This window comes from Flavobacterium sp. (assembly GCF_039595935.1).
In the GTDB taxonomy this organism is placed as follows: Bacteria; Bacteroidota; Bacteroidia; order Flavobacteriales; family Flavobacteriaceae; genus Flavobacterium.
This window is the reverse complement of the sequence record NZ_JBCNKR010000006.1, coordinates 2112364-2137793: the sequence shown is the minus strand read 5'-3', so window position 1 is coordinate 2137793 and position 25430 is coordinate 2112364. Positions and strand designations below refer to the sequence as shown.

General features: G+C 33.3%; 16 protein-coding genes. 5 read left to right on the top strand and 11 right to left on the bottom strand.

Annotated features, from left to right (window positions below):
• The first annotated feature begins 45 nt into the window (after positions 1 to 45).
• The 5 genes from folE (at position 46) to lgt (ending at position 3988) form a co-directional block, all read left to right on the top strand.
• Positions 46 to 717 (top strand): GTP cyclohydrolase I FolE, encoded by a 672-nt coding sequence (gene folE / locus ABDW27_RS18970; RefSeq protein WP_073416811.1) that lies wholly within the window; start codon positions 46 to 48, stop codon positions 715 to 717.
• A gap of 84 nt (positions 718 to 801) precedes the next feature.
• Positions 802 to 1167 (top strand): four helix bundle protein, encoded by a 366-nt coding sequence (locus ABDW27_RS18965; protein WP_343697310.1) that lies wholly within the window; start codon positions 802 to 804, stop codon positions 1165 to 1167.
• Between the two features lie 80 nt (positions 1168 to 1247).
• Positions 1248 to 2726 carry a cysteine--tRNA ligase gene (gene cysS, locus ABDW27_RS18960; RefSeq protein ID WP_343697309.1) on the top strand — a complete coding sequence of 493 codons (1479 nt, stop codon included), beginning with the start codon at positions 1248 to 1250 and terminating at the stop codon, positions 2724 to 2726.
• 22 nt (positions 2727 to 2748) lie between these two features.
• On the top strand, positions 2749 to 2988 hold the full coding sequence (gene yidD / locus ABDW27_RS18955; RefSeq protein ID WP_343697308.1) for a membrane protein insertion efficiency factor YidD: 240 nt from the start codon (positions 2749 to 2751) through the stop codon (positions 2986 to 2988).
• A gap of 67 nt (positions 2989 to 3055) precedes the next feature.
• Positions 3056 to 3988 carry a prolipoprotein diacylglyceryl transferase gene (gene lgt / locus ABDW27_RS18950; RefSeq protein WP_343697307.1) on the top strand — a complete coding sequence of 311 codons (933 nt, stop codon included), beginning with the start codon at positions 3056 to 3058 and terminating at the stop codon, positions 3986 to 3988.
• 56 nt (positions 3989 to 4044) lie between these two features.
• On the opposite strand, the gene ABDW27_RS18945 is transcribed toward lgt, so the two are convergent.
• The 11 genes from ABDW27_RS18945 to ABDW27_RS18895 form a co-directional block, all read right to left on the bottom strand.
• The gene (locus ABDW27_RS18945) at positions 4045 to 4656 is read right to left on the bottom strand and encodes an acyloxyacyl hydrolase (protein WP_343697306.1); all 612 of its coding nucleotides are present in this window, start codon (positions 4654 to 4656) and stop codon (positions 4045 to 4047) included.
• 83 nt (positions 4657 to 4739) lie between these two features.
• Positions 4740 to 7730: a protein translocase subunit SecDF gene (secDF, locus tag ABDW27_RS18940; protein ID WP_343697305.1), complete on the bottom strand. Its 2991-nt coding sequence runs from the start codon at positions 7728 to 7730 to the stop codon at positions 4740 to 4742.
• 227 nt (positions 7731 to 7957) lie between these two features.
• The gene (gene mdh, locus ABDW27_RS18935) at positions 7958 to 8893 is read right to left on the bottom strand and encodes a malate dehydrogenase (RefSeq protein WP_343697304.1); all 936 of its coding nucleotides are present in this window, start codon (positions 8891 to 8893) and stop codon (positions 7958 to 7960) included.
• 108 nt (positions 8894 to 9001) lie between these two features.
• The gene (gyrB, locus tag ABDW27_RS18930; RefSeq protein ID WP_343697303.1) at positions 9002 to 10942 is read right to left on the bottom strand and encodes a DNA topoisomerase (ATP-hydrolyzing) subunit B; all 1941 of its coding nucleotides are present in this window, start codon (positions 10940 to 10942) and stop codon (positions 9002 to 9004) included.
• A 386-nt stretch (positions 10943 to 11328) separates the two neighbouring features.
• Complete coding sequence (locus tag ABDW27_RS18925; protein WP_343697302.1) at positions 11329 to 14067, bottom strand: pitrilysin family protein; 2739 nt, start codon at positions 14065 to 14067, stop codon at positions 11329 to 11331.
• A 216-nt stretch (positions 14068 to 14283) separates the two neighbouring features.
• Entirely contained in the window at positions 14284 to 15900 is a 1617-nt protein-coding gene (gene asnB / locus ABDW27_RS18920; RefSeq protein WP_343697301.1) for an asparagine synthase B, read from the bottom strand.
• Positions 15901 to 16212: 312 nt separating this feature from the next.
• A complete protein-coding gene (gene asnB, locus ABDW27_RS18915; RefSeq protein ID WP_343697300.1) occupies positions 16213 to 17889 on the bottom strand; it encodes an asparagine synthase B in 1677 nt (558 codons plus the stop codon).
• 811 nt (positions 17890 to 18700) lie between these two features.
• Positions 18701 to 19150: a hypothetical protein gene (locus ABDW27_RS18910; RefSeq protein WP_343697299.1), complete on the bottom strand. Its 450-nt coding sequence runs from the start codon at positions 19148 to 19150 to the stop codon at positions 18701 to 18703.
• Between the two features lie 176 nt (positions 19151 to 19326).
• Positions 19327 to 21084 (bottom strand): TonB-dependent receptor, encoded by a 1758-nt coding sequence (locus tag ABDW27_RS18905; RefSeq protein WP_343697298.1) that lies wholly within the window; start codon positions 21082 to 21084, stop codon positions 19327 to 19329.
• A 150-nt stretch (positions 21085 to 21234) separates the two neighbouring features.
• A complete protein-coding gene (locus ABDW27_RS18900; protein ID WP_343697297.1) occupies positions 21235 to 22098 on the bottom strand; it encodes a PhzF family phenazine biosynthesis protein in 864 nt (287 codons plus the stop codon).
• A gap of 88 nt (positions 22099 to 22186) precedes the next feature.
• A complete protein-coding gene (locus ABDW27_RS18895; protein WP_343697296.1) occupies positions 22187 to 25204 on the bottom strand; it encodes a tetratricopeptide repeat protein in 3018 nt (1005 codons plus the stop codon).
• Positions 25205 to 25430 lie beyond the last annotated feature (226 nt).

The window sequence follows — 25430 nt, the reverse complement described above, 5'->3', positions numbered from 1 at the left end:
CTTTACCGCCTTAAAAAGATATACCCATTATAATAGTAGTTTTTAATGATAAATAACGAAGATTTTTTAGACGAAATAGGTGACAGTCATTTCAGCAGTAATGCAAAAAACCCTCTAAGAGCGGATGCTTTTGATATCACTGATGAAGAAAAAATAGAAAAAATTAAAAAAGATGTTGAAAACATTCTGCAAACTTTAGGAATGGATTTGACAGATGACAGCATTAAAGGAACTCCAAACCGAGTAGCTAAAATGTTTGTAAAAGAAATTTTTGGTGGTTTAAACCCTGCAAAACAGCCAAAAGCTTCTACTTTTGATAATAATTACAAATACGGTGAAATGTTAGTTGAGAAAAACATTACCGTTTATTCTACCTGCGAACATCACTTACTGCCAATTATTGGTCGCGCTCACGTTGCTTATATTTCAAGCGGAAGAGTTATTGGTTTGTCAAAAATGAACCGTATTGTTGAATATTATGCTAAAAGACCTCAGGTTCAGGAGCGTTTAACTATGCAGATTGTTCAGGAACTTCAAAAAGCTTTAGGTACAGAAGATGTTGCCTGCGTTATCGATGCAAAACACCTTTGTGTTAACTCAAGAGGTATCAAGGATATTGAAAGCAGTACAGTAACTTCTGAATTCGGAGGAAAATTCAAAGAACCTCAAACAAAAAGAGAGTTTCTTGATTATATTAAACTAGATACACACTTTTAAATATTGGGTTAATCGTTTATTTGTTTAATCGTTTAATCGAAAACAGTTAAACAAATAAACGGTTAAACGATTTAACTCAAAAATATGTACGTTTTTTCATTTGAGAAACTTGAAGTTTGGCAGAATGCAAGAATGTTTATTTTGGATATTTATAAATTAACTAGTAAATTTCCATCAAATGAATTATTCGGAATAACTTCCCAAATAAAAAGGAGCTCATCATCAATTGCGACTAATATTGCAGAAGGAACTTCTAGAAATACAAATAAGGATAAAGCTCATTTTTTAACGATCTCGTATTCATCAGCGATGGAAACTTTGAATCACTTAATTATTTCAAGAGATTTAAATTATGTATCCGAAGCAGAATATGTAGAATCTCGTGAAAAAATCGAAAAAATCTGTAATCAGATAAATAGTTTAAAAAAATATTATCTTTCCAAAGAATAAAACGCAGATAATTAAAAAACAATAATACGTTTACACGATTAAACAAATCAACAATTAAACGGTTAAACAGAAAAATAAATATGCCACTATACAGCAGTCAACCCCTAAAAATATACAACTCACTTTCGGGTGAAAAAGAAAATTTCAAACCAATCCATGAAGGAAATGTTGGAATGTATGTTTGCGGACCAACGGTTTATAGTAATGTGCATTTAGGAAACGTAAGGACTTTTATGTCTTTTGACGTAATTTTCAGATACTTTTTACATCTTGATTACAAAGTTCGCTATGTGCGTAATATTACCGATGTTGGACATATTGTAGATGATGTTGATGAAGGTGAAGATAAAATTGCTAAAAAAGCACGTTTAGAGCAATTAGAACCTATGGAAGTTGTACAGCGCTATACTGTTGATTTTCACGATATTCTAAAAGCATTCAACTTTTTACCTCCAAGTATAGAGCCAACAGCAACCGGGCATATTATAGAACAAATCGAAATCATCAAAAAAATTATCGATACCGGAATTGGTTACGTTGCCAACGGATCGGTTTATTTTGATGTTGTAAAATATAACGAAACTAACAATTACGGTGTTTTAAGCGGGCGAAATATCGAAGACATGCTTGCGAATACCCGTGACCTTGACGGACAATCTGATAAAAGAAATCCGCAGGATTTTGCGCTTTGGAAAAGAGCTGAGCCAGAACATATTATGAGATGGCCGTCTCCTTGGAGCGATGGTTTCCCGGGATGGCACTTAGAATGTACTGCAATGAGTACTAAGTACCTAGGAAATCATTTTGATATTCACGGAGGTGGGATGGATTTAAAATTCCCTCACCACGAATGCGAAATTGCTCAAAACGAAGCATGCACTGGGCAATCTCCGGTAAATTACTGGATGCACGCCAATATGCTTACCTTAAACGGAAAGAAAATGGCAAAATCTACCGGAAATAATATTTTACCGGGAGAAATTTTAAGCGGAGACAATACAATCTTAAGTAAAGCCTTTTCTGCCTCTGTAACTAGGTTTTTTATGCTTCAGGCACACTACAGAAGTATTTTAGATTTTTCAGATGATGCCATTACAGCCGCCGAAAAAGGCTACAAAAGATTAATGGAAGCCCTTGAAGCATTACCAGCAATTACAGCAGGTTCTTCAAGTTCTATTGATTTTGCAGGATGGAAACAAGCTTGTTATGATGCAATGAACGATGATTTTAATACACCTATTTTAATTGCACAATTATTCGAAGGCGTTCGCTATATTAATTTGCTAAAAGAAGGAAAAGAAACCATTTCTGCAGAAGATTTAAAATTATTCTCAACAGCTATTAATGCGTTCGTTTTTGATGTTTTAGGCTTAAGCGACGAAAAAGGTACCGACAGCAATAATGATAAATTGGAAGGTGTTGTAAATATGCTTATCGGAATGAGAAATCAGGCAAGAGCGGATAAAAATTTCGCGCTTTCTGACCAAATTCGTGATCAGTTAATTGCTTTAGGAATTCAATTAAAAGACGGAAAAGAAGGAACGAGTTTCTCAATCTAAAAAAGGAAAAATCTAATAAATCATGAAAGTTATTACGCCATTTGTTTTATTAGTACGCTTTTATCAAACTGCGATTTCACCTTTTACGCCCGCTTCATGCAGGTTCGAACCCACATGTTCAACATACATGATTCAGGCTTTACAAACCCACGGATTATTTTACGGAGGATATTTAGGAACAAAGAGAATTTTAAGCTGTCATCCATGGGGAAGATCAGGTTATGATCCTGTTCCGGAGAAGAAATGTTCACACAAACATTAACTTTTTATAAAGATTTGATCCGTATTTAATAGCTATTTTTACAAAACACAATAAAAACATATACTCTATGACACAACCTTTAAACATCGTTTGGAATCCTTCTGAAGGAATAGATTTAGGATTTTTTATGATTCGCTATTACAGTTTAATGTTCGTAATTGCTTTTGGTTTAGGCTGGTTCCTGATGAAAAAGATTTTCGAACGTGAAAATGAATCGTTAGACAAATTAGATTCATTATTTGTTTGGACAGTTTTAGCAACGTTAATTGGAGCTCGTTTAGGACATGTTTTCTTTTATGATTGGGAGTACTTCAGAAATCATTTACTTGAAATCTTCTTACCATTTAAATTTGAACCAAAATTTGAATTTACAGGTTTTCAAGGTTTAGCAAGCCACGGAGCAGCTATTGCAATAATTATAGCAATGTACTATTATAGTAAAGTGATCTTAAAACGTCCGTTATTATGGATTTTAGACCGTGTGGTAATTCCTGTTGCAAGTGGCGCCATCTTTGTACGTTTAGGAAATTTCTTCAATTCTGAAATTATCGGGCACGAAACAACATCTGCATTTGGAATTCGTTTTCTGCATGACAAATTCAGCAAAGCAGATGCAGTAAACGCTACAAAAATTGCTAATCCAAAAGAAGCTTATAATGCCATAGCCACAGACCCTAAATTTGCAAATTTACTCGCAGAAGTACCTGCAAAGCACCCAACACAATTGTACGAGGCATTTTGTTATATTTTCGTATTTGCTGCTTTATATTTCTTATATTGGAAAACTAATGCAAGACTAAAAACAGGATATTTATTCGGATTGTTTTTAGTGCTTTTATTTGTAGTACGTTTTATTGTAGAATTTGTAAAAGAAAGCCAAGGCGGTATTGAAAAAGAATTAGGTTTGTTCTCAACCGGACAATGGCTAAGTATACCTTTTATCATAATTGGTCTTTTCTTTATCATTAGAGCGCAAAGAAATCCTTTAGCAAATTCTTAATCATAAGAATTCAAAAAAATATAAAACTCCAGTATTTCGACATACTGGAGTTTTTTTTATAATGGATACGAAATACCAAATTCTATGTTTTTAGTATTATAACCCGCATTTGTACTTCCTAAACCTGCATTAGAAACATGCCTGACTTCTGGTCTAATATCAAATTGTATTTTCTTCCATTTTAAAGAAAAACCAACCGCTAAAACATCTGCGAAAGCAAAACCATTAGACATTCTTTCAGTTTCAGTATCTGTAATCATCGGGCCAACACTTCCTAAAAGATAAACTGAAATGTTTTTACTAACAGGTTTTCGAATCAAAAAACCTAAATTCAGAACATATTCATGAATATCTTTTAGCTTGGTATATTCTTCTCTTTTTTGTTCGAAATCAGGAGTTTCTGGTTTTACAAAATAAAAATTCAGTAATTGGTGTTTCGCAAAATTAATCTCCGGCTGAACTAAAATCTCATACTGAAAATGTTTTGTTTCTTCCAATTTATAATACAATTGTGCTTTATAAAAATGATTTACAAAAGTGTAATCTTTATTATTGAATTCACTTCCGAAACCATAATTAAAACCAAGCAAGAATCTTGAATCATTATTTTGTGCATATATTTTCAATAGGCTAAAAAGCAATAAACATAGAAGTATTCTTTTAGTCATAGGCAATTTTAAAATTCATTTAAATATAGTACAAAAAAAAGATCCGGCTTTTACCGGATCTTTTTATTATAATTTAAGCAGTATTATGCTTTGTTATGTTTGTCTTCGATTGTATGCTTATCATCAGCAGAAATCGAGTCAACCAATACTGGAGTCGCGATGAATAATGATGAATAAGTACCTACAATAATACCAATTAACATGGCAAAGATAAATCCTCTGATTGATTCTCCACCGAAGATAAACATAGTTAATAATACAATGATCATCATTAATGAAGTATTCAATGTTCTAGATAATGTAGTATTAATAGAAGCATTTACGATATCTTCGAAAGTTCCTTTACGGTTTCCGATGATGAACTCTCTAATTCTATCGAATACAATTACTGTATCGTTCATAGAGTAACCAATTACAGTAAGAATCGCTGCGATAAAGTGCTGATCCATTTCCATGTGGAATGGCATGAATTTATAGCATAAAGAGTAGATTCCTAATACGAAGATTACGTCGTGCGCAACAGCTGCAATCGCACCTAATGAGTACTGCCATTTGCGGAATGAAATCATTAAGTATAAGAAAATAACTGCCATTGCCCCAAGAACTGCCCAGTAAGAGTTAGTTTTGATATCTTCAGAGATAGAAGCTCCAACTTTAGAAGCTTGTAAAACACCTACTCTTTTACCATCAAAAGAATTAGTAAATTTATCATAACTAGTATTAGGGAAATATTTCGCTAATCCTTTGTATAATATTTGGTTTACTTCTTCATCAATAGCTACACCGTCTTCTTTAATTTTATATTTAGTTGTGATTTTCAACTGATCGTCATCACCTAAAATTTTAGCTTCAACAGGAGTTCCAAAAGCAGCTGATAATTCATCAGAAACTACAGTTGCATCAACTGGTTTTTCAAATTTAACCTGGAAAGTTCTACCTCCAACAAAATCAACACCTTCATCTAATCCGTTAACGAAGAAGATCGAAATTAAACTCACTACAACTACGATTGAAGAGAAGATATAAGTGAATTTTTTGATTTTAATAAAGTCAAAGTGGAAATTAGTAAACCAGTTTTTAGTAATGTTTGTAGAGAAAGTTAAATCACCTTTTCCAGCAATATTTCTGTCGATAAAAATTCTGGCAATGAAGATAGAAGTAAACAATGAAGTTACGATACCAATAAGTAATGTTAAAGCAAAACCTTTAATTGGTCCTGTACCAAAGATAAATAAGATCGCTCCAGTTAAAACGTGAGTTACGTTAGCATCAATGATAGAACGCATTGCTCCGTGCCATCCGTAAGAAGCTGTAACAGCCTCAGAAAGTGATTTACCTTCACGCAATTCTTCTTTTGCTCTTTCATATATAATAATGTTCGCATCTACCGCAGTACCTAATGTTAATACGATACCAGCAATACCAGGTAATGTTAATACAAAACCAAAACTTGCCATAATTCCGAACAAGAATAATAAGTTTAATAATAAAGCAAGGTTTGCATACCAACCAGCTTTACCATAATAGAATACCATCCAAACACAAACTAATAAGAAACCTAATACAGATGAAATTGTACCTGCATCAATTGCAGCCTGACCTAAAGATGGTCCTACAACTGTAGATTGAATAATATCAGCAGAAGCCGGTAATTTACCTGCATTTAATACGTTTGCTAAATCTTTAGTTTCAGCTACGTCAAAAGAACCTGTAATTTCAGATCTTCCTCCGGCAATTGGTCCGCTTGTAACACCTGGTGCAGAATATACGATGTTATCTAAAACAATTGCAATGTAACCTTTTTGAGAGAAAGCTCTTCCTGTTAATTCTTCCCAAACTTTAGCTCCCTGACTGTTCATTTGCATAGAAACAGCTGGTTTACCCATTTGGTCAAAAGTATCTTTTGCATCAGTTACAACTCCACCACTCATTGCTGGCGTATTGTCTCTGTTACCTTTTAAAGCATATAATTCTACTACTTCAAGATCAGCAGCCGTTTTTGGATCTTTAGCTTTTGGATCTTTAATTGATGTTGGTTTACTCCATACAAATTTTGCATAGTGCTGATCAGCAGCTAATAAAACTCTAATTTCTGGTCTTTTGAAATAATCGTTAATTACAGCTGTATCTTTTGTAGCGAAGTATCCTAAAACCGGACCTCCTCCATTACCAATAATTTTATCAAATAAAGGATTGTTTCCTTTTTTAGTATCAACAGAATCTTTAGTATCAGTTAATAAAGCATTCAATGAATCTTTAGCAACAGTTTTAGTTTCTGTTTTCTTAACTTCAGTTTTCTTTAAAGCTTCGTTTGCAGAAACTAAGAAGTTTCCGATTTCTTCCATTTTATAGGTTTCCCAGAACTCTAATTGAGCTTTTCCACCTAATAATTTTTTAATTCTGTCAACATCTTTAGCACCTGGAAGCTCTACTAAGATTCTTCCTGTTTCTCCTAATTTTTGAATGTTTGGCTGAGTTACACCAAATTTGTCGATACGCTCTCTTAATACTTTGTAAGCACTTTCGATAGACTCGTCAACTTTTCTTTTGATTACTTTTTGAGCCTGAGCATCTGTCATTTGGAAATCAATTCCACCATCTCCTTGTAAACTTCTATTTGCGAAGATATCTGGAGAAGCTAGTTTTGTAGTTCCGTTTGAATTTGCTTCAAAAGCTTCAAAGAATTTATTTAAATAGGTCTTATTTCCTTCTAAATTTGCAGTTGCATCAGCTAATGATTTATTAAATACCGGATTTTTAGAGTTATTAGCCAATCCTTTTAAAACGTCTTTAACAGAGATTTGAAGAATTACGTTGATTCCTCCCTCTAAGTCAAGACCTTTGTTTAATTGTTTGTTTTTAACTTCATTATAAGTGAAGTCTGTAAAACCAAGACTGAATACTTTTTCTTTACCGATAGAATCTAAATATTTTAGCTCTTTATCAGGATTATCTCCTGCAAAAGCTTTAGCCTCACTTTTGACATTATTTGCCACAAAAGTGAAAGAAAGTTGGTAAATACTTACCAATGCAAATAGAATTGCGAAAAATTTAATAAGTCCTTTATTCTGCATTATTACTAAAAATTAATTATGTTTTATGTTTGTTTTTGGTTTTAAATTCCCTGAAAATAAGCCCTGACATGAGTTTTTAAAACTAAAAAATCGAGATCACGAATTACTGCATTTTTTTTAAATCGAGCAAATATATAATTAACGACAAGATTAACCAATTTATTTATTAATTAATCTCAAAAAAAAGACTGCAAAAGTGCAACCTTTTTCTTTTTTTCCTGTTTTTATTATACTAAAATCGATTTTAGGGCATCATTCATACCACGAACCGCATCTGCACTTTTTGCAAATAAGGCCTTTTCCTGATCGTTTAATTTAATATCTACAATCTCTTCTACACCGTTTTTACCTATTATACAAGGCACTCCGATGCAAATATCGTTTTGACCATATTCTCCTTCTACAAAAACGGAGCACGCAATCATTTTTTTCTGATCGTTTAAAATACTATCAACTAAATAAGCAACTGAAGCTCCCGGAGCATACCATGCAGAAGTTCCTAAAAGACCTGTAAGTGTTGCTCCCCCTACCATAGTATCTGCAGCAACTTTCGCCAGAACTTCTTCTGAAAGGAATTGTGTTACCGGAATTCCGTTATAAGAAGCTAAACGTGTTAACGGAATCATAGTTGTATCTCCATGACCTCCTATAACCATTGCTGAAATATCATTTGCTGGCTTATCTAAAGCCAATGAAAGATAAGTTCTGAAACGTGAGCTGTCTAAAGCTCCTCCCATACCTATAATTCTGTTTTTTGGTAAACCTGTAGCTTTTAAAGCTAAATATGTCATAGTATCCATAGGATTTGAAACTACAACTATTATAGTGTCTGGAGAATATTTCAGTACATTTTCGGCAACTGTTTTTACAATTCCTGCATTTATACCTATTAATTCTTCTCTTGTCATTCCTGGTTTTCTCGGAATTCCTGATGTAATAACCACTACATCACTTCCGGCAGTTTTAGAATAATCGTTGGTTACACCAGATACTTTGGTATTAAAACCTGTATTTGTGGCACATTGCGTAATATCCAACGCCTTCCCTTCGGCAAAACCTTCCTTAATATCCAACAATACTACTTCACTTGCAATTCCTCTATAAGAAATAACATCTGCGCAAGTAGCTCCAACATTTCCTGCTCCTACAATGGTAACTTTCATATTTTTTACTTTATCGGTTATTAATAATTTGTTTGTTCTATAAATTGACAATTCGTTTAATCGTTTAAGTAAATTTAAACAATTAAACGAATTGAAAGTTATTTTTTATTAGGCATCGATATTTGCGTAAACGGCATTTTTCTCGATGAATTCTCTACGCGGCGGTACCTCATCTCCCATTAACATAGAGAAAACTCTATCAGCTTCTGCAAGACTTTCGATAGTTACCTGACGTAAAGTTCTGAATTCAGGATCCATTGTAGTTTCCCACAATTGTTCTGCGTTCATCTCTCCAAGACCTTTATAACGCTGGATATTTGCACTTCCTCCCATTCTTTCATTCGCCTGATCACGCTGAACGTCATTCCAAGCGTATTCTTTTTTGTTTCCTTTTTTAACTAAGTATAAAGGTGGTGCTGCGATGTAAACGTGTCCTTCTTCGATAAGTTCTTTCATGAATCTGAAGAAGAACGTTAATATTAAGGTAGAAATGTGACTACCATCGACGTCGGCATCACACATGATGATTACTTTATGGTAGCGTAATTTTTCAATATTTAATGCTTTGCTGTCTTCTGCTGTACCAACCGTAACTCCTAAAGCGGTGAAAATGTTTCGAATTTCTTCGTTTTCAAATACTTTATGATGCATTGCTTTTTCAACATTCAAAATCTTACCACGTAATGGAAGAATCGCCTGAAAGTTACGATCACGTCCTTGTTTTGCTGTTCCACCAGCCGAATCTCCCTCGACTAAGTAAACCTCGCATCTTGCCGGATCCTGCTCAGAACAATCTGATAATTTTCCTGGTAGTCCTCCACCGCCCATAACGGTTTTACGTTGTACCATTTCACGTGCTTTTTTCGCAGCGTGACGTGCTTGTGCGGCTAAGATTACTTTCTGGATAATTACTTTGGCATCATTTGGATTTTCTTCCAAATAATTTTCAAGCATTTCTCCAACTGCCTGAGAAACCGGAGAAACTACCTCTCTGTTTCCAAGTTTTGTTTTCGTTTGTCCTTCGAACTGAGGTTCTGCAACTTTTACCGAAATAATCGCTGTTAAACCTTCACGGAAGTCATCTCCCGAAATTTCGAATTTCAATTTATCTAACAATCCGGAAGCATCTGCGTATTTTTTAAGTGTTCTTGTTAAACCACTTCTAAAACCTTGCAGGTGCGTACCTCCTTCGTGTGTATTGATATTATTTACGTAAGAGAAAATATTCTCAGAATAACTTGTGTTATAAATTAAGGCAACTTCAACCGGAATTTCGCCTTTTTCGTTATCCATACTGATTACGTGAGCAATAATTGGCTCACGGTTTCCATCTAAATAACGGATGTATTCTTTAAGACCTTCATCAGAATGGAAAACTTCACTTCTAAATTCGCCTTTATCATCTACTTCTCTTTTGTCTGTAAATGTAATCGTGATTCCTTTGTTTAAGAAAGAAAGCTCACGCATACGGGCTGATAAAGTATCATAAGAGAACTCTGTAGTTTGCTGAAAAATAGTATCATCAGGGAAAAATGTCTGACGTGTACCTCTTTTATCTGTTTCTCCGATTTGTTTTACCGGATATATTGCTTTTCCTCTTTCGTATTCCTGCTCGTAGATTTTTCCTTCTCTAAATACAGTCGATTTCATGTGAACCGAAAGTGCATTTACTACAGAAACCCCTACTCCGTGAAGACCTCCGGAAACTTTATACGAATCTTTATCAAATTTACCTCCTGCACCAATTTTAGTCATTACAACTTCAAGTGCCGAAACTCCTTCTTTTTTATGTAAATCAACTGGAATACCACGTCCGTTATCCTCAACTGTAACTGAACCGTCTTCGTTTATTGTAACACCAATAGTATCACAATGTCCGCCCATCGCCTCATCAATAGAGTTATCAACAACCTCGTAAACCAGATGGTGAAGTCCTCGAACTCCTACATCTCCAATATACATCGATGGACGCATTCTTACGTGCTCCATTCCTTCTAATGCCTGAATACTATCTGCTGAATAATTGTTCTTCTTGATTTCTTCGCTCATATAATTTATTCTAAAAAATGTATTTACTGTCTAACACGCAAATATATAAAAACGCAGGCTATATACCCATAAAATTCCGACTTAAAGCACTTAAGTTATTAACACAATTGTCTGAAAAACCAAAAAATTAAAACAAAAGCGAAGTTTAAATTCTAATTTTAATAAAATCCAAATTCTAAAAATGGGAATAACTTAAAAAATTCCAAATCTCAAATTCCAAATTCCAATTTTTACAACGTAAATTCTCGTTTTCAAATTCCAAAATTCTAATCTTTTCAACTTCATAAAAAAAACCGAAATGCATTTTAATAGCATTTCGGTTTTATAATTTTAAAATCCAAAAATTAGATTTTGGAATTTTTAATATTTGTAATTTAAATTTTTAATTATTGTTTCTTATTAAAATCTCCTGCGTAAATTGAAGTCATTTTATCTAAAGAAAGGTATTTTTTCAAGACATTATTTACTTCTTCAACTTTTAAGGTTTTAACTTTAGATTCAAGAGTATCATAATCTTCCAGAGGCACTCCGTATTGTAAATACGTATTAACAAGATCCATCAAAGTATTATCCACACCTAATCTGGTTTTTCTTTCGTTTTGCCAGCTAATCATGTTCGATTTTAATTCTTCGGCAGTAAATCCATCTTTTAATGCTTTTGCAATTTCTTCTTTTGTAGCTGTTTCAACGGCATTCTTTTTTGTTGGATTAAAAAATGCATAATACGACCATGATGCTACATCATTTGCAATTGGCACATCAATAAAAGAACCGGCTCCGTAGCTTATACCTTCTTTTTCTCTCAATCTCATCGGAATTCTGGCACTTAAAAATCCTCCGCTTCCTAATATTTCATTTGCCATAACAAATGCAGGATAGTCAGCATTTTTTTTATTCATTTTAAAGCTTATTCTTCCAAATGCAACCGCATTTTCTTTATCTGGTGTAATGATATCTTTATCCAAACTTTGCGTTTCAAAATAAGTTGGAATCGCTAATTCATATTTTGCTTTAGAATTCCATTTTCCAAAAGTACTTTCCAGAATTTCACCTGTAGTTTTCGCATCTAAATCTCCAACAACGCTTCCTACCCCGTTATTTCCGCCCAATACATTCGTGTAGAAATCAACAATTTCTGATTGTTTTATTTTTTTGAATGCGTCGATTTGTTCCTGAATTGTTGGTGTATAAAAAATACTTCCTTTTGGATATTTTGTCGTTTGTCTCGAAATTTCTGTATAAGCAACCGCCTGCGGATCGTTTAAACTAGACTCCAGATAAGTATTGTATTCGCTGATTGTTTTCGTTAATTCATTTTCAGGAAAAGTAGAATTGGCTAATAAATCGCCTAAAATCCCCATAACTTCTTTAAAGTTTTCCTTATATGTGCTAACGCTTACAGATAATGTTTGTCTTGAAAAATTAAAGTTGATTGATGATTTTAATACATCTAATCGGTCCTGAATTTGTTCTTTAGTCTGCGTTTTAGTTCCTGTTTTTAATAATTGAGCCAAAATTCCGGCAACATCGCTTTTACCAGTCAAATCTTTTTCATTACTAACCGGAAATTTGAAACTTGCCTGAACTTTTCCTCCTTTAATTTCTTTTTTTATCAATCCGTATTTAATACCGTTTGATAATTTTCCTTCAACAAAATTCTGTTTAAGATTTTTGATAGAAGCTTCAAATGGAGCAGCTTCTTTTTCTAAAGCTTTTCCTTTGTAATCTTTAGTAAAAGCAATTAACTGCTCATCTGTATATTCAACAGGTTTAACTCTTGTTTCATCTTTAGACGGAATAAAAACTCCTACTGTTCTGTTGTTTGCTCTAAAATATTTTTCTGCAACTCTCTGAATATCTTCTTTGGTTAATTTTTCAATTGCATCTCGGTATAAATAACCCAGTCTGTAATCACCTGCTCCAATAATCTCAGTTAAATTAATAGCATATGAAATTGTATTATTTTTTACAGTTTCAATTTCTTTGATGATTTTTGCTTTTGCTCTGTTAACGTCCTGATCTGTATATTTTGTTGAAGCAATTTTATCCAGCTCAGTTCGAACCATTTCTTTGGTTGCATTTAGATCTTTATCATTTGGAACTGCTACTCCAAAATAAATAAAACTTGCATCTCTTAAACCTGGCTGCCAAAAGTAAATATTAGATACTTTTTGAGTTTCGATCAATGATTTGTATAAATAACCAGATGGATCTGCTGTTAAGATTTCGCCCAAAGCATCAATTGCTGCATAATCTTTATCTGCATAAGATGCTGTGTGGTATACAGCTCCAACATTTTTACTGTCGCCGGCTCTTTTAAGTTCTACGTATTTTTCTCCGTCCTGAGCTGGTTCGATTGTATAGGTTTTATCTAAAACTCTTTTAGGTCTTGCAATAGCGCCAAAATACTGCCCTACATATTGCAATGCTTTTTGTTCATCAAACTTACCTGCAATTATTAAAGTAGAATTATCTGGCTGATAGTATTTTTCATAAAAAACACGAAGTGTATTGGCTTTTACTCTTTCGATATCTTCTTTACTTCCAATTGTGCTATTTCCGTAATTGTGCCATAAATAAGCCGTTGAAAGAATTCTTTCCTGTAAAACGCCATCAGGATTATTCTCGCCAATCTCAAATTCATTTCTAACTACAGAGAATTCTTTATCAAGATCTGTTTGTAAAATAGTTGCGTTTACCATTCGGTCAGCTTCCATTTCAATACTCCATTTTAGGTTTTCATCGCTTGATGGAAAAACTTCATAATAATTTGTTCTGTCAAACCAAGTGGTTCCGTTGGCATTTCCTCCTTTATCAGAAAGCATCTTTTTAATATCACCTAAATTCTTAGTACTTTTAAAAAGCATGTGTTCTAATAAATGCGCCATTCCTTTTTCTCCATAGCCTTCATTTCTTGAACCAACATTATAGACAATGTTGACTACCATATTGCTTTGTGAGGCATCCGGAATTAAAAGAACTCTTAATCCATTATTTAAAGAATATTCTTTGACACCTTCAACGTTAGTAATGTACTTGGGTGTCTCCGTTTTTTTTTGTGCACAAACCGGATTCAATGAAACTAATGCACAGCATAAAATTCCACTTAGGAAGAGGTTTTTCATAGGTTACTTTTGATTGATTATTAATTTGTTAATGATAACCAAATATAATATTTTTCTTAAAGGGAAAACCTACATTAACTAAGATTTAGGAAATAACTTAAAGGCTAAAATTCTGATCATAAAAAAAACCGAAACGAATACTAAATTTCGTTTCGGTTTTATATTTTTTTAAATTCCATATTGTAATTTGGAATTTAAAATTTGAAATATTATTACTTAAACTGCTACTCCAGATTTTACATTTTCAAAATTTCCCTGCAAGTGAGCAGCATTTGCTCTACCGCTCGGATCAAGGTTTTCCTGCCATTTCGGAATCCATTTACGAACCGTTTGTGCCGCACTTACCTGTGGATAATATTTATGAAAAATTAATCTGTAATAATACGCTTCTTTTGTTGTAGGTGTGTTATACGGAAATTCTGCCGAAGCTCCTGCCAATTGCTCATCTGTTACCTGAGACGAACAATATTCTATCAAAGCATCTACCCAGTTATATCCTACTCCATCAGAGAATTGTTCTTTTTGTCTCCACAAAACTTCTTTTGGCAAATACGGATTTTCCGGTGTATCAAAAGCTTTTCTTAGAATGTATTTTTCAATTCCGTCATAGGTTTTTGGCTGTTTTTCTTCGGTTTTAATTCGAATAGTAACATCTAAAAAATCTTTATCTAAAAACGGAACTCTCGCTTCGATTCCGTTTGCCATTGTCGTTTTGTCAACGCGAAGTAAATCAGCAGTAAAAAGTTTCTGAACTCTTTCTATTGTTTCATCCTGAAATTCTTCTGCTGAAGGCGCATTTCTAAAATACAAATGTCCTCCAAAAATTTCATCAGCTCCTTCTCCCGAAAGAACAACTTTTACTCCTTTATCAATAATTGCTTTTGACAATAAATACATTGGAACTCCGGAACGAACCGAAATAATATCGTAAGTTTCTATATGCGAAATTACTTTTTCTAATATCTCTACTCCTTCTTCTATAGTAAAATGAATTTCATGGTGATCTGTTCCCAGAAATTCTGCGGCTTTTCTGGCCATAATATTATCCGGCGCATCGGCATCTAAACCAATCGAAAAAGAAGGCAGTTTTTTACCATTTTCTTTTAATAATCTTGACGCAATTGATGTAATTAAAGAAGTGTCTAATCCTCCTGAAAGAATAACTCCAACAGGTACTTCGCTCATTAATCTTTTTCGTGTTGCTTCAATAAGACTTTCTCTAATTAGTTCTAAATTTAGAGGCTGAACAGCATTTTTATGATCCTCATATTCCGGGTGGTAATATTTTACGAAACCACTTTTTGCTGTATAATAATGTCCCGGAGGAAATGTTGAAAACGATTTACATTGATCTGCAATTGATTTCATTTCCGAAGAAAAATAAATTCTTCCTCTTTCATCCAGTCCATAATACAGAGGTTTAACTCCAATAGGGTCTCTTCCGGCAATATATTTATCTCCGTCGATAATTACGAAAGCAAAATCGCCGTCAAGTTTATTACAAAAATCATATCCGAATTCTTCGTACAAATGCACGATAACTTCAGAATCTGAATTGGTTCTAAAAGTATGATCTTTTAAAACCGTGTTTTTTAGCTGTTGATAGTTATAGATCTCTCCATCATGAACCATCCATGCTTTATTTGTTCCCTGAATAGGCTGTTTTCCCGATTGCAGATCGATAATAGATAAACTTTCATGACAAAGTATACTTCCATTTTCCATGATGTGTAAATCACTTTCATCAGGGCCGCGATGCGACATTCTTTCTGAAAGTTCTTTTACAAACTGCGGGTCTTTTCCTTTACCAATAACGGCCAATAATCCAGACATAATTATTTATTTTTTGTTTTTATTTCTCTGTATGAGCTCAAAATAAGCCAAACATTAAAAAATCATTAAAATTCTCACTTGAAAGCAAAACTAAATATTATTTTTTGCTTTCCTACATTTTCAATATTAAAATCTGAGGTATTTAACTTTTTTCGGGGAATGCCAAATATAAAAAAAGTAAGTTAAATAATTGCTGAAATTTTTATATAAAGAGCTGAAATATAGAATTTAACAATTTTAGACAAGAAAGACGTTCTCAATAAAGAACGTCTTTCCCGCAATATATATACTAATTCTAATAATTAAACTTGTTTATGCTTTAACATAGGCATCATCGTGAACACTTGCTACTGCTCTACCAGATGGATCGTTTAAGTTTTTGAAAGCCTCATCCCACTCTAAAGCGATTTTTGTACTACAAGCTACACTCGCTTCCTGAGGCACACATAATGCCGCCGCATCGCTTGGGAAATGCTCTGAGAAAATTGAACGATAGTAATATTCCTCTTTTGAAGTTGGAGTCTGCAATGGGAATTTAAATCTTGCGTTTGCCAATTGCTCATCCGAAACTTCTCTGGCTACCACTTCTTTTAAAGTATCAATCCAGCTGTATCCTACTCCATCAGAAAACTGTTCTTTTTGTCTCCAAGCTACACTTTCAGGAAGCATATCTTCAAAAGCTTTACGAACTACCCATTTTTCCATTGGATGTTCTTTGTTGATCATTTTATCTTGTGGGTTGATGCGCATCGCAACATCCATAAATTCCTTATCTAAGAAAGGAACACGACCTTCGATTCCCCAAGCCGCTAAACTTTTGTTGGCACGCAAACAATCGTACATGTGAAGTTTTCCTAATTTACGAACGTTTTCTTCGTGGAATTCTCTAGCGTTTGGTGCTTTGTGGAAATACAAATATCCTCCAAATAACTCATCTGCTCCTTCTCCTGAAAGAACCATTTTGATTCCCATAGATTTGATAACTCTAGCCATTAACCACATTGGAGTTGAAGCTCTTACTGTAGTTACATCATACGTTTCAAGGTTGTAAATTACATCACGAACTGCATCTAATCCTTCCTGAATTGTAAATTTAATTTCGTGGTGAATCGTTCCAATATGATCTGCTACTTTTCTTGCTGCTGCTAAATCCGGAGATCCTTCTAAACCAACAGAGAAAGAGTGTAATTGCGGATACCATGCATCTGTAGTATCATCTGACTCAATTCTTTTTTGCGCAAATTTTTTGGCTACAGCCGAAGTAATAGAAGAATCTAAACCTCCTGAAAGTAAAACTCCGTAAGGAACGTCACTCATTAATTGTCTGTGAACCGCCGCTTCAAGTGCTTTTCTGATTTCAGGAATGCTTGTTTCGTTGTCTTTTACAGCTTCATATTCTGTCCAGTCTCTTTTGTACCATTGTACAAATTCACCGTCTTTACTTGATAAATAGTGTCCTGGAGGGAATAATTCGATTTTTGTACAATATCCTTCTAAAGCTTTCAATTCTGAAGCTACGTAGAAAGTTCCGTGTTGATCCCAACCAATATATAATGGAATAATTCCCATGTGGTCACGAGCTACGAAATATTCGTCTTTATCAACATCATAAATCGCAAATCCGAAGATCCCGTTTAATTCATCAACAAAACTTACACCTTTTTCTCTGTATAATGCTAAGATAACTTCGCAGTCACTTTCTGTTTGAAAGTTATATTTTCCTTCAAATTGTTTACGTAAATCTCTGTGATTGTAAATTTCACCATTTGCAGCTAAAACCAATTTTTTATCTTCTGTAAATAAAGGTTGTTTTCCTGAAGCTGGATCTACAATCGCCAAACGCTCATGAGAAAGAATTGCTTTATCATTGCTGTAAATTCCGCTCCAGTCTGGTCCGCGGTGACGAATGATTTTTGACATTTCTAATACTTGAGGTCTTAAAGCTTCGGCTTTTTGCTTTAGATCAAAGGCACATACAATTCCACACATAATTTTATATTTTTAAACTTTTAAATTTTAATTTGATAAGGCAAAGATGAAGTATTAGTTATAATTGAAAAACACAAACCTAAACATTAATTACAATTATCAATCAAAAAAATCAATTTACATGTAAAATGTAAAATTTTAGCATTAAAAAAAGCTTGAAACTTGAAAATTTTAATTTAGAGCAGAAAACTGGTTTAAAATTGAAAGTTTAGAATGATTTTTTGAATTAATTTTTGAATTAATTTTTGAGTTATTCTACAATCATTAAAAAATTCGTAAAGAGAATTAAAAAAGCTGTTCAGAAATTATTCTTTAAGCAAAGTTCGCTTTCAATATTGTCATTCTGAGGAACGAAGAATCTTCGCGAGGAACTCTACAAAGATTGGCAATATACGTTGGTGAGCTACATACGAAGATTCTTCGTTCCTCAGAATGACAAAAATGAGGTTGATTCAAACTTTGTCAAAGTTTTAAACTTTGACAAAGTTATTGTTACCGATATAGTCCCTACGGAACAATTTTACGTTAGGTATTTTTTTTCTACCGATATTCTACTCCTAACGGAGTACATTATCTCCTAGAGATTAAATATGAAGTATAATTTACTCTTAAATATTCCATTATAAAAAAAACAGGTTATTTTATCTCAAAATAAACATTTTAGATGTTAAACATAAAGTATAAGTTACTCGTAGAGATTCTATAAAATTATTTATCTCTAATGAAGCGTATCTCGTAGAGATTAAATATTGGTAGAAAAAATATTATGTATTAAAAATTGTCCCGTAGGGGACTACACGAAACGAATTAATCATTCAACACTTTCAATTGTATAATGCGTTTTATTGATCTCGAATTGAAATCCAGCTTTGTTTCCCATTAAATGATTTCCTAGAGGAGATTGTGGAGAAAGCGCAATAACATTAATTCCATCAATTGCAATTTTAGGAAGCGCAACACTCACATATAAATAAATTCCATTTGCTTTTACCAAGCTTCCGGAAATAATGTTTTCGGTATTTTTAGTCGAATCAATTTTATCTAAAATTGCTTTTTGAGCAATCGCTTCTTTTAATTTATTGGTCAGTTTTTCCTGTTCGATATGCATCATCGACAAAGCCGTTTCGTGTTTATCTCCGGCCGAACCTTTTGCATCGTTTTTAGAATCTTCTGTTAATCCCGAAATCATGTCTTTAAAAACGTCAATTCGGTCCTGAACCATTTGAGAATAATGAGAATGTATTTTTTGTTTGAAAGTCATTTTTTTGAAGGTACTGAGGTTCTGAGATGCAAAGATGCTAAGGTTTTTTATCAATGCAAAAAAACAGCCACGAATTCACGAATTCTACTCCAAAAAATTCATGAGTTCACGGCTGAAAAAAGGCACTTTTTATATTTTAAATAAACTTTACCTTAACGTCTTAACGACGAAAATCTTTAAAAATCAAACTTATAATTTCCTCCTACTAAAACCTGAAATCCCTGAACAGGATAATTCAGCCATTTTTGATAAGCCTGATTTCCGATATTGTTTAATTTTAAGAAGAAAGTCAAACGGTCGTTGTATTTATATCCTAAATGTGCATTGGCATCAAAATAGCTTTTTAAAGTGGTAATAACCGGATCAACTCCAGAATTTAAATTAGACTGCATGTCCTTACGTTCTCCCACATAGAAAACGTTTAATCCTGCATACCATTGTTTCGTGATATTAACATCCAGATTTGAACTTAATTTCATCGAAGGCAGATTCCATGCTTCCACTATATTATCTGTATTATAACTATTAAAAGTTCCGTTGATTCCGAAAGACACGTTTTGAGAAAAATCAGCTTTTAATTCACCATAAAAACGAAAGGTTCTGATGTCTTCATATATAACTCCAAATGAGTTCCCGAAAGCATAATTCTGGTTCGAAAAATCTTCTGTATAATCATTACTTTTAAACAAAGCTTTGTCTTTTTCATTTAAATAAGAACCTGTTAAATTATAGCTCACATTATTTGCCAGTTTTCCTTTTAACCCTGCAAAAACATTATATTGTGTACTGCTTGGTCTCATATTTAAAGTTGGAGAAAGAAATGGATTTTCATTCACAAAATCAGCATATGAATTTTGGTTCAAACCGCCATTTACACCTGTATAGAAAATCATTAAATCGCCAACTAATTTATAAGAAGCATTTACTTTTGGATAAATATAAAATTTGTTTCCGCTGTTTTCAGAATCCAAAGCATAGAATAAACCAGCTCCGAGTTCTAATGTCCAGTCGTTTTCATGAACCACAAAACTCGGCTCGATTCCAAAATTAGTCAGACTATATTTTAATGGCTCAACATTATCTCTTGTATAATTATGCTCAAACGAACCACTAACATGATCTATAATGACATTAGTGTTAATTGCCTGATCCATCACATCAACTTTAAAAGTTGGTTTTAGATAGAAACGATTTTCTGAAGAAGAAAAACTGTCTGAAAAATGGGTAAATCTTGTTGAAATTTTACTGAAAATACTTTCTGTAAATTCAGCGTTTCCACCTACAGAAATCGTGTTATAAGAATGATTTGGATTAATTCCTCTTATTAAATCTTCCTGAGTTCCAGGCGCCAAGGTCATTCCAAAATCAGCAGGCAGACCATACCAATTATATATTTGATTTTGATATCCTAATTCTACTCCCCATGACATATCACGGTTATTTTGTCCATAACCAATATTTAAACCTGTATCATAAAATTCATCGTTTAGATTCACATCTTTAATTCCGCCCTGAGAAGAATGATGGCGCAGCATTCCAGCCAAATAATCATTATTTCCTAAATCCTGAGTTACAAATAATTCAGCGTTTAGTGTTCCGTAATTTCCAACTCCAAGCGTTGCATAATTATTGAATAATCTTTCTTTTTTAGACTTATCCACGGCTTGTGCATTTCCTTTTGAAGGCGTAAAAGTCGAAGCTACCGGAACAGACAAAATACTATACTTAATAGTTTCTTTTGGCTGATTTCCCGCATCGTCAAGCGAAGGAGTTTCTTTCACTTTAAAAGCGTCTGATATTGTTGGCGAATAAGGTTTTACTACGTTTACCGTTTCAGTTCCGATATTTTCATTCTTCTTAACTTGCGAAAACGAAAGCTGAGCAGCAAATAACACGAGCAAAACGGTAATTTTATTTCGGCAGTTTAATTTCATATTTCTTCTTTTTTAGAGAATAAGAAGAAAGAAACAAGAAGATAGACTCCTTTGTATCTCTAACTTTTCTCCATTTTTATTCTATTTTCTAATATCTTGATTCTTTAATCTTGCTTCTATTTTTAAAAATCTTGACTCTTTCTTCTATAATCAAGCTTCCCAATCTCCTTTTGCAACAAACTGAGCTTTTCCTCCTATTTTAATATCAAATTGATCATTTTCTAATTTTCCTTTAAAATAAATCTGCGACGGACGCCCAATATAATCTCCCTGATAATTAATCAGTTCAAATTCAGGTTTATGATATTTTAGCAAAAATGCCTGCAGACAGGTACTTGCGCTTCCCGTTGCTGCATCTTCAACCAGTTGATTGTGTTCGATGCATAACATTCTGCTAAATAATTTATCTCCTTCTAAATAATAAAAGTATAAGCCTCTGTGATCTGTTTTACAATGCTGTTTCAGCCATTCGTCTGTTTTATCTTTATCTAAAATCAAATTTTCTAAAGCTCTATTACTGCTTAAACCAACCATCACAAAAGCACTTCCGGTTGTTATTTCCTGAATTGGAAATTGATTTTCAAAATCGCTTACTGTCAAATTACTGAAAGTTGTAAAATCTTCTTTCGAAAAAATATCCCAAAATTTTGGCTGAGCCGCTTTTAACCAAATCAATTCTTCTGTTTTGTGAATGGCAATTGGTCCAATTGGTACTTCAAGTTTGATTTCGCTTGGTGAATTTTCAAAAATCGTATTCATCAAAACCCATGAAGTTCCAATTATTGGATGACCGGCAAACTGCATTTCATGAGCCGGAGTAAATATTCTGATCTCTGCTTTATTATTTTCTTTATCAAGTTTGGTCACAAATGTGCTTTCTGCGAAGTTAATCTCGCGCGCCATCTGCTGCATTTCTTGTGAACTTAAATTTCCTGCATCCAAAAAAACCGCCAGCTGATTTCCGGCATATTTCTTATCAGCAAAAACATCAACTATATAAAAAGGTAAACTCATTTCTTTCTTTTTTTTGAAGAGGCAAGAAGCAAGATAAAAGACTTTAATTTTTTCAAAATCTTGCTTCTTGTCTCTTTCGTCTATTTCTCTATCTATTAATCGACGAATTCGTTTTTGACTCTTCCGCCTTAATTGCACTTAATTCTTTTTTCGCTTCTTCAACAACATCCGGATAATCTGTAAAATTGTTGATTACGTTATCTAAAATATAAGTCGCCTGATAGCTGTCTTTTAATCCGTAGAAATTTTTCGCCATTAAAACCAAACCTTTTGCTCCGTAATATTTGTAAGCAGAATAGTTTTTTGCCAGTTTTTGAACTGCTGTGTTCGACGCTTCAAATTTTCCTTCTTTGGTTTTAAAATAAGCATCATAATACAATGCTTCGGCTGCTAATTCTCCTTTTGAAGTTGTAGACAATTTTGCATAAGCTGCTTTTGCTTTTTCTTCATCACCTGTTTGAATTGCTGCACGAGCTACGATAATCTGTGCATCAGCTTTTACATTGGCATCAGCTTTAGGATTTGCTAATACTTTTTCTGCTGAAACTACTGAATTATCATAGTCTTTTTTGTCATAATAACATTTCATCAAATTCGCCTGCGCAAAGTTTTTATTCTGAGGATAATCGGCTTCGTTTTCTAAGCGGACTAAAACCGGAATCGCTTTATCACAATCTTTAGCTTTTAAGTAAATCTGAGCCAGTCTGTTTAAAGCCTGCTCCGTAAATTCACTTCTCGGCTGGTCGATAACATATTGATAATTCGAAATTGATCTGGTTTCAGAACCTTCAGCATAATACAATTGTGCTAAGTAGAAATTAGCTTCTAAAGCGTGTAATCCAGAAGGGAATTTGCTCACATAACCTGCAAATCCTGTAATTGCCGTTTTGCTGTTATTCTGGCTGTATTGTTTGAAAGCTGCATCGTAAGTATCATTATCCAGTTCAGCATCTGTAACCGAAACGAAATCCAGAGTACGAACCCAACTTGCATATTCATCCACTTTTCCAGAATCAACATAAATCAATCTCGCTGTTGAAACAGCTTCCAGAGCTTCCGGAGTTTTCGGGAATTCTGCTGCCACTTTTTTGAATTTTGTCAATGCTTGTTCGTCACGATCGGAATTGTAATAAATTAAACCTTGTTTCAAAATTGCTTTTGAAGTAAAAGATCCGTTTTTATATTCTGAAATTAACTGATCGTAGGTTTTAATTGCCAAATCATTCTTCTTGTCAGCCACATACGTATTTCCTAATTCAAACAAAACATCATCACGATATTCTGATTTTTTATACATTTTGAGGAAGTTATTCAGCTCATTGATTTTCTGATCATTTTTAGACATAAAACCATACGAAAGTGCTTTTTGAAACTGAGCATAATCAGCATCAACACTTTTTGCATCCATTGCTTTTCCGTACGCTTCCATTGCCTGAGCATATTTAGAATTCACAAAACGTGAATCTCCTAAACGCAGATACGAATCATTCAAACGAACTTTATCTTCTTTATTATTATCAATCTGCGCCTGAAATGAATTCGCAGCCTGATCGTATTCTTTCAATTTAAAATAGGTGTAACCAATATTATAATTGATGTTTTTGTATTCGTCTGTAGATTTTGCGGCAGGAAGTCCGGCAAACTGTTTGTAAGTTAATAAGGCATTCTGCATATCATCATTAAGATATTCTGTTTCTGCTTTCCAGAAAGTGGCACGCGCTGTAAATTCAGGAGTTTTTTGTTCGCTTACAGCATTTTTAAACATTTTTCCGGCCTCAGTATAATTCGATTCATTATACAATTCAACTCCTCTGTAAAAAAGCACTTTTTGATACGCTGCTTTATTTTCTGCTGTTCTGTTTTTTTCCAGCAAAGCCAAAGCCTCTTTGTAATTTTTAGTCGAAATATAAGAATCAACCAAAAGTTTTTCTACTTCTGCCCTGCTCGAATTGTTTGGATATTTTTTTAAGAAATCAAGTAAAATTCCCGGAACGGTCTGATAAGCGTTTCCAATATCATAACTTACTTTAGCATAATTCAACGCTGCATCTTCCTGAATCTGAGCATTGAAATCCATTTCCGAAGCATTTTTAAAAGCATTCAAAGCTTCCTGTTTTTTGCCTGTATTCAAATAACTTAAACCTAAATGATAATAAGCATTTTGTGCAACGAAATCTTTTCCTTCAATAATTTTATTAAATTGAGAAATTGCTTTTTCGTAATTTTTCTGCTCGTAATATGCGTAACCTAACTGGTAGAAATCGGTGTTGTTCCATTTTCCTTTTTTCCCTGCATATTGTTCTAAATACGGAATCGCTTTATCGTATTGTTTTAAATTGAAATAACTTTCACCAATAATTTTATTCAGTTCCGATTTTTCCATTTCATTTGATTTCGCCATTGCTTTTTGGCCCAAATCAATTGCTTTTTGGAAATTTCCTAATTTAAAATTCATATCAGCCTGATAATACGAAAGTTTCTCTTTGTATTTTTCTTCACCCGAAACTTCGTCAAAATATTTTGTTGCTTCTTTATAATCATCACCTTCATAAGCCATAAATCCTAAATAATATTTGGCCTGAGAACCATATTCTGGAGAGTTTACAACTTTATTAAAATACGCAGTAGCTTCTTTTTTATTTTTAGCATTAAAATAGCTGTAGCCTTTCTGGAAATTAAATTTATCCGAATCTTTTTTGCTCATGTAGCTTTCGTCTACTTTGTCAAACCATTGCAAAGCTTTTGGATAATTTCCCTGTTCAAAGAAATATTGCGCCACTTCAATGTAAGCCTGATTTTGTTTGGTACTTGTAGGGTAATCGTCAACGAATTTTTCCATCAAAGTATCAGCATTTGCCTGATTGGTTCTGATAGCACAATTGGCAATGTAATACGCACAATCAGATTTTACTTCTTCTGTTGGTGCCGTATTGTTTTTTACGTATTCAAAAATATGTTGTGCCGATGCATATTGCTTGTCGTTATATAAAGCCAGCGCTTTGTCAAAATCCTTTAATTCGTAAGTATAAATAGCCGATTTTTGTGCCGAAACAGCTGTCGAAATAAGGATAATTTGGAATAAAAAGAACCTGGAAATTTTACGCATTTTAGTTATATTTAGTATTCAAATTTATCATTTTATACCGTTTATAACGAAACGTTTCGGGATTTTATTATGAACAAATGATTTAAAAGACGTTATTATTTTGGTTTATTAAAAGCCAAAAGATTGGTTCTCAAACCATCAAAATCAATTATTCGTTTAAAGATTTTATTCAGAAATGATTGAAATTTATTTTGAATCCAATCGTTATCTTATTACTTTTACAAAT